The organism is Paracoccus sp. PAMC 22219, assembly GCF_000787695.1.
Classification (GTDB): Bacteria; Pseudomonadota; Alphaproteobacteria; order Rhodobacterales; family Rhodobacteraceae; genus Paracoccus.
Window position 1 is genome coordinate 1 of record NZ_BBPH01000017.1, and the last position, 6,305, is coordinate 6,305.

At 59.1% G+C, this 6,305-nt stretch carries 6 protein-coding genes and 1 tRNA gene; all 7 read right to left on the reverse strand.

What is annotated here, in order from left to right; all coding sequences use genetic code 11:
- Positions 1–102 precede the first annotated feature (102 nt).
- The 7 genes from TY51_RS20745 to leuB all read right to left on the reverse strand — a co-directional run bounded on the left by TY51_RS20745 (position 103) and on the right by leuB (position 6,019).
- The gene (locus TY51_RS20745) at positions 103–513 is read right to left on the reverse strand and encodes a VOC family protein (RefSeq protein WP_081994677.1); all 411 of its coding nucleotides are present in this window, start codon (positions 511–513) and stop codon (positions 103–105) included.
- Between the two features lie 211 nt (positions 514–724).
- On the reverse strand, positions 725–955 hold the full coding sequence (locus TY51_RS21610; protein ID WP_156117848.1) for a hypothetical protein: 231 nt from the start codon (positions 953–955) through the stop codon (positions 725–727).
- Between the two features lie 163 nt (positions 956–1,118).
- Complete coding sequence (locus tag TY51_RS21615; protein WP_197054609.1) at positions 1,119–2,333, reverse strand: hypothetical protein; 1,215 nt, start codon at positions 2,331–2,333, stop codon at positions 1,119–1,121.
- Positions 2,281–2,769, reverse strand: a complete 489-nt coding sequence (locus TY51_RS22420; RefSeq protein WP_197054610.1) for a hypothetical protein — start codon at positions 2,767–2,769, stop codon at positions 2,281–2,283. The genes TY51_RS21615 and TY51_RS22420 overlap by 53 nt, the downstream gene beginning before the upstream one ends.
- A gap of 1,045 nt (positions 2,770–3,814) precedes the next feature.
- Positions 3,815–3,891: transfer RNA gene (locus tag TY51_RS02920), tRNA-Pro, on the reverse strand.
- 49 nt (positions 3,892–3,940) lie between these two features.
- Positions 3,941–4,891, reverse strand: coding sequence for a DMT family transporter (locus TY51_RS02925; protein ID WP_081994678.1), 951 nt, complete (start codon positions 4,889–4,891; stop codon positions 3,941–3,943).
- A gap of 6 nt (positions 4,892–4,897) precedes the next feature.
- The gene (gene leuB / locus TY51_RS02930; RefSeq protein WP_042245669.1) at positions 4,898–6,019 is read right to left on the reverse strand and encodes a 3-isopropylmalate dehydrogenase; all 1,122 of its coding nucleotides are present in this window, start codon (positions 6,017–6,019) and stop codon (positions 4,898–4,900) included.
- Positions 6,020–6,305: the final 286 nt, after the last annotated feature.

Below are 6,305 nucleotides of genomic sequence, written 5' to 3' on the forward strand. Positions count from 1 at the left end.
GCGCGGCTGTCTGTTGGATCAGCGATCGCGGTGCCCGCGATCACCACTGTTTCTCGAAAAGCAACGTCTCGGCGACCAGGCGGGATCGACGCAAAGACCTCGCTAGTTGCCTGTTCCGCTCCGGTCAGGGTGAGCATACTCGATCAGATCCCAACGATTTCCCCACGGGTCCCTCCAGACGACGACACGCCCGTACGGTTCATCGCGCGGTGGCGTCTCGAACTCAACGCCTGCTGCTCGAAGCCGCTGATAGTCAGCTGCGAAATCTTCGGTCTCCAGAAAAAGCCAGACACGTCCACCGCCTTGCTCTCCGACAGACCTGGACTGTCGGTCTTCGGCAGCGCGGGCGAGCAAAATTTCGGTTTCTGCGCCCGGGGGTGCGATCCGCACCCATCGTTTGCCGTTTCCAAGATCGGTATCCTCCCGGCACTCGAAGCCGATGCGACAGAAGAAATCGAGGGCTGTATCGTAGTCCGGGACCAGCAATGAAAAATGGGCGATGCGGGCGGGCATGAATGGAGCTCACGACAGGATGACGAAAGATCGATCTTGAAGCACAGTTTCGCCTGGCTTGCACCGTTCCGGAATTCTCGAAGACAGCTTTTTCCCGCAGAGCGAGCGTCGCTCCCCGTCCAACCTCCGGCAGCTGACTAGGCGCAATTTCGGCTTCATGAGCCGCCAAACCCCGGTGCCAGTGATCGCGCCGGGGTTGGGCTTTGGTGGATCAGCGTGAGATGCCGAGATGATCCATGATCGCGTTCAGCTTCCGCTCAATTTTTACGAGACGGATCTCTGTTGCTGATGGTTCATCGACTTGCAGGAATGCGTGGCCAGGGTTGGACTGAGGCTGTTCCGCTATTCGTGCAGTCTGGTCAGCGGCACTCGCAGCCTCGGTTTTCTTGAGTTTCTTCTCTGTAGGCTGTCCATCGAGAGCAAGCTTTGAAGCATCTGCCATGTGGTCGTCTTTCTTATTGCTTAGCCAAAATCATCATGAGGCGGATGTCGGTGCCGGTCAAATCAGCTGAACGGTTCGCAGGGGTGTGGCAGTTGCAGGAAATGACCGATGTCTACCGGACTTTCATTCCTGCCCCCGCGCCGCTGGACGCTTGGTTCCTGTGTCACGCAGCTGTCAGTATGGCACTGCCAAGTGTGCTAGATAGAGCGTGGTTCCCTTGGTAAGGTAGACCATGTGCGACACCCGTCAGATCCCTGATCCGTTTCCTCTCGATTTCGACATCGAGGATGACCCCTGCCTGGTTTGCAAAGGCAAGCTGGCTGCGGATTGGATCTGCCTGGAATGCGGTGCCGACCATTTTGAGGCTAAGATGGATCGCTATTGGCATGGCTGCGGCCGCTAAATTTATACGGCGTACGGATCCAATAATATTGGCATCACGGGCTTTTGATCTAAAATAGTCTTGAGCCTCAGCCGAGAGAACAGGGACACGAGTCGCTTCACCAAGTCGAGCTAGCCATTCTTCATGTTGTTGCTGGTGGTTACCAAGAAGCGCAGTAAAACGACCACGAACGCCATCTCTAAAGGTCCCACGTCGTATTATTACCTCGTCTGCAGTGATAACTTCACCATCACAATTTAGTTGGTAGGTAGGCCCGTCAGGCTCAGCAACAAAGCCATTAACTCTCTCTACCGACTCACAAGCCAAGTGCTGAAAGTCGTGCCCTTCAGTTGTTAGACACGCTCTAATTGTAGTAAACGCTGCAAGGCGGTTGAGAATTGCAGAGCCCAAAGAGAATACTGATTCGTCCTTTGTCTGCAAAGTAAGTCGAACACCAGGGCGAAGCTGGCGACTGATACGCGCCACGAGGCCGCTGCCCTCAATAAGTGGCGTAATGCGGGCATTGTATGAATTAAACAGGTCGAAAGGTTCAGCTCTTTCCTTTGCCTGGCGCGCATCATTCTCAATGCTGAGCAGCTCAATTTCTAACTCTCTTCGGCCTGGGCTAGTCGTAATTTCTTGAATCAGCATCGCGTGATCAAAGTTTGCGAAAGCAGATGCGACAAAGTCAATTAAGCCGCCGTCCCCGCTGCCACTAATGAAAAAGTGTGGCTGAGGGCGACCACGAAACTCTGCTCCCGGCACTCCAGCGTTGTCCCAATAGCTCTTGTCGCCAATGCCTACAACAGTTTCGGTTGCTTCAAGGCCAAAACCGAATGCCAAGATGACAATCCTAAACGTTTCATGGCCCTCTTCTTCAGCAGCAATATCTAATACATTAAGAGTGTAATCACCATCGTTGGTTTTATTGATAGAGTTAACCCTATGGCGTTTTTTTTTGAACCAGGTTCTCAGCTCTCCCACAAATTTCTTCAAATTGTCGCACCACTTCACTGCGAACTTCCGTGGACGCTCCAGCATCCCAACCTAGGATTGGTAAGTCAGCCACAGGATCATCAGAGTTGCTCTGTGGCCAGTTATAGAGGTGGGGATCCAGCTTGCGGCGATCAGTACCCATTTGAAGCTTGAGTAGGTCGCTGGCGGCTTCAAATATGACCACCTCACCATTACAAGCGAGCGCTGCAGCGGCAGCTGCAGCTGTGCCCGCGGCTCCCCCTCCAACCACGGCAATACGCGGATTGTTTCGTAGGTGTTCTTGCTCTGCTAAGGCGTGGATCAGCGCTATTGCTCGCACCTGCTGGGAATAGAAAGTAATTCTATCGTCATAACAACCTAGAACATATAGGCCATTGTGTCCCCTTACAGAAGCACCATCGATTACGTTGATTGGACTGAGCGGCGTATTAACCATTGAGAGCCACACGACGAAATATGCGTTTTCTTGCCAAAATGGCGCTCATTCCCTAAACTTCCTCAATGTCACCAAAATCAATCTTTTCGCCCGATCATCATTGGGCGTCTTAAATTTTACAACTATAAAGCTTAGTTACTCGATCAGGTTTGCTCAAGCCATTCTTTTCGAAAAAGTAATGGCCGAAAGGTCCAACTTCCTTAGACGCGAAGGCGTCTTGAACTTTGGCTCCGCAGCGCCTTCGCGAAGGTACTTTTTGATAGTGTTTAAAGACAGCCCCGTGCGGCGCACGACGGCAGGTTCGTCCGCTGAACGACGTCTCAGCCGACAAAATGCTGCGCGATGCACGAACGTCCGGTCTGATGAAGCTTCAGCGGGGTGGAGGTGAACGCGACGAACGGCAGCTAAGGGCCAAGGCTGTGTGAAAACTCGACCAAGCGCGGGTGAAACTGGAACGACGTTCTCGCAAAGGCACGGGGGCGAGAATTTCTTCTGATTCTGTCCGCCTTAGGCGGAATCACGAGGAAATCGTTCTCCGCAGATTGCCGGATTTGGAGTTTTCACACAGCCTCGGCTGAGGTGTGTGAAAACTCAGATTTCGAGAACCCTGAAAGAACAAGTTCCTTGGCGAATCGGTTTCTGAAGGCTCGCATCGGAACGATGCCTCGCAATTATGCTTGCCGGAGAGTGTTGTTCCCGGGATGACTGTGTTCGACCCAGTTTTCACACACCCTCGGCCAAAATTGTCAGCCGATGTAAGAGTTTGCTCGCTGTCGCGCGGACTGGCCTTTTCCTGCAAAGCTGCGATGCGCTTTGCCTCATCTCTGCTTGATCTGCTTCCGTATTCGGAGGCGTCTGATCGCTCCTTCCCATATCCCTGACCTCGGGATTGACGCGGGGAGGATAGCAGATGGCTGTCTCAGATAATCACTGCGGTACGAGGCGCGAGCTACGAACCCTTCCAGATTACGACAGCCTTGCTGCCGCAAAGGAAGAATAGTGGCCACTTGAGGAAGACTTCAGTGGCAATCCACAATCGGGGAAATGGTCGGAGCGAGAGGATTCGAACCTCCGACCCCCTGCTCCCGAAGCAGGTGCGCTACCAGGCTGCGCTACGCTCCGACCGTAGGACGGGCAGGTAGCGCGACGGTCCGGCGATTGCAAGCCCCCTTTAGCGGCGGGGCGCCCACAATCTTTGCAGGATCGTCGATTTCGGCGCGGTCACCGTCTCGGTGCGCAGGCGGGCGCTGGTGGCGGGGCGGTTGGCGCTGACGCCGCGGCTCTCGCGCCAGACGATGTAGATCCCCGATGCGATGATCACCCCCGCGCCCAGCAGGGTGGCGGGGTCGACGCCCTCTCCAAACAGGAACCAGCCATAGCCGGTGGCCCACAGGATCTGGGAATACTGCATGGGCGCCACGATCGCGGCCTCTCCGGTACGATAGGCCATGATGACCAGGAACCCGCCCATCAGCCCCAGCCCCGCGATGATGCCGGTCATGGCCAGATGCACCAGCTCCATCGGCTGATACGCGACCGACAGGGCCGCCCCGGTGGCAAAGAAATTGCCCAGCATCGGCCACATCATCAGGACCATCGGCCGTTCGGCCCGGCCAAGGCGGCGGATGATCACCGCGGCCAGCGCGCTGGCCACGGCGCCCGCCATCGCGGCCATGTGGCCCAGCTGGATCTCCTGCCCGCCGGGGCGCAGCACGATCAGCACGCCGGTCAGGCCGACGATCACCGCGGCCCAGCGGTGCCAGCCGACCTTTTCCCCCAGCAGCGGGATCGACAGGATGGTGATCAGCAGGGGCGTCGTGAACAGGATCGCATAGACCTGCGTCAGCGGCAGGGTCGAGAAGGCATAGAACCCCGCCATCCCGGCCACCACCGCGCACAGCGTGCGCAGGATGACCCAGCCCGGATTGGCGGGGCGCAGCGTGCCGGGCTGCGGGTCGCGCATCAGCACGATGCTGACCAGCGGAAACGACAGCAGGGACGCAAAGAACAGGATCTGCATCGCCGGATAGATCGCACCCAGCGACTTGATCACCACGTCATGCGTGGCATAGAGGCCCATCGCCGCAAGCTGCAGCAACGCGCCCCTGACATTGGCGGTCAGCGCCAATCAGGCCTCCAGCGCGGCGATGATGGCATCGCCCATCTGCGACGTGCTGACCGGCGTGCCCCCCTCGGGGCCCATCAGGTCGGCGGTGCGGACGCCATCGGCCAGCACGCGTTCGACCGCGGCCTCCAGCGCGTCGGCGGCAGCACCCTCTCCGAAGGAATAGCGCAGGGCCATCGCAAAGCTCAGGATGCAGGCGATGGGGTTGGCCAGCGCCTTGCCGGCGATGTCGGGCGCGGACCCGTGCACGGGCTCGTACAGCGCCTTGGGGCGGCCGTTCGGCATCGGCTTGCCCAAGCTGGCCGATGGCAGCATGCCCAGCGACCCGGTCAGCATCGCCGCCGCATCCGACAGGATGTCGCCGAACAGGTTGTCGGTAACGATCACGTCGAACTGGCGCGGCGCACGCACCAGCTGCATCGCGCCGTTGTCGGCATACATGTGCGACAGGGTCACGTCGGGATATTCGTTGTCATGCACCCATTGCACTTCCTCGCGCCACAGGATGCCCGATTCCATCACGTTGGCCTTTTCCATCGAACAGACCTTGTTGCCGCGGGCGCGGGCCAGCTCGAATGCGGCGCGGGCGACGCGGCGGATCTCTCCGCTGGTGTAACGCTGGGTGTTGATGCCGACGCGGCCACCCTCGTTGTCGGGGTTGTTGTCGTCGGAATGGATGCCGCGCGGCTCGCCGAAATAGACGCCGCTGGTCAGCTCGCGCACGATCAGGATGTCCAGGCCCGCCACCACCTCGCGCTTGAGCGACGAGAAATCGGCCAGCGCGTCGAAACACTGCGCCGGGCGCAGGTTGGCGAACAGGTCCATCTCCTTGCGCAGGCGCAGCAGCCCGCGTTCGGGTTTGACGCTGAAATCCAGCACGTCGTATTTCGGGCCGCCGACCGCGCCCAGCAGGACCGCGTCCACCGCCTGGGCCTTGGCCATCGTCTCATCCGCCAGCGGCACGCCATGCGCGTCATAGGCCGCGCCGCCCACCAGGTCGTGGGTCACGTCGAACGCCATGCCGCGGTTCGCCTGGAACCAGTCGATGACCTTGACCACCTCGGCCATGACTTCGGGGCCGATCCCGTCGCCGGGCAGGATGAGAAGCGAATAGCGGTCGGACATGATCCCTCCTTCAGGTGCCTGCCGCGACAGCGCAGGCTGCGGTTTCGGGTTAGACGCCGCCCGCCCTAGGGTCAAGCGCGGGGACGGGCCCCGCCCCTGCTCACGACAGTTTGCCTTGCACCCCGGGGCGCGCTGGCCGACCCTGCCCGCCGACCGTGACTGCGCACGAGGAACCCGATGACACGCTGGACTGTCCTGATGATCGCCGCCGCGACGGCACTGACGCAACCTGCCTTGGCGCAGACCTCGGACGGGGTGCCGGGCGACCGGGTCGTGGTGCCGCTGC